This window comes from Oleiphilus sp. HI0067 (assembly GCF_001635735.1).
In genome coordinates, this window is sequence record NZ_LWFI01001667.1 from 1 (window position 1) to 778 (window position 778).

Sequence of the window (778 nt, forward strand, 5' to 3'; positions counted from 1 at the left end):
TTGCCTTACAAGTTTTACTTGAAGAGGAGAGCGTGTCTCGCGCCGCTGAGCGCTTGCACGTTACACAATCTGCAATGAGTAAGATGCTCACCCGTTTGTCGGACTTATTTGGCGAAGAACTGTTTTTTCGTGGTACGCAGGGAATTCGCGCAACCGAAAGGGCGCTTGAATTGCAAACACCTTTAAGCGAATTGCTTGAGCAACTAGGCCGACTTGTATCACCACCGGAGTTTGTTGTGAGTGATTGCGATCGAACCTTCAGGATCTCTTTGTTAGATAGTGTCGCGGCACGCTTATGCCCGCCCTTGTTGGCGCGCATAGTAGATGAAGCACCCAAAGTGAACATTGAAATGAAGCCTTGAGGGAAAACAAGTTTTGATGATATGGCTAATGGGCAGCTTGATCTTGCACTTAATGTGGTTGAGGTCGATAAGGCGAATTTTTATCAACAAGTCCTTAAAGAAATTGATTTCTGTGTTTTGATGAATGTTCGCCACCCTTTGGCAAATAAAAAGCGTTTGTCACTCGATGAATATGTGTCTTACCCCTATATCAAAATCATCGTGCCAGAATTCAACGAGAACCATGTGAAGGATGAGCCTATTTTATTTAAACATGGTTTTTCGCGCCGTGTGGCTTTTGAAACAAGCAATATGCACACGGCAATGTCATGCCTAACTACCACAGATTATCTGATGCTTGGTGGGTCTGCAATGAGCACACAAGCGTTAGCGGAACAAGGTTTAACGAGCGCTTTGTTGCCAGAAGAAATAGAGTT

Annotated in this window: 2 protein-coding genes; both read left to right on the forward strand. The window is 44.6% G+C overall.

Annotated features, from left to right (window positions below; genetic code table 11):
* Window positions 1-362: LysR family transcriptional regulator (locus A3739_RS26795; protein WP_156502881.1), on the forward strand; the 362-nt coding region annotated here is incomplete at its 5' end.
* Between the two features lie 21 nt (window positions 363-383).
* The coding region (locus tag A3739_RS26800; RefSeq protein ID WP_156502882.1) for a LysR substrate-binding domain-containing protein at window positions 384-778 on the forward strand (395 nt) is incomplete at its 3' end.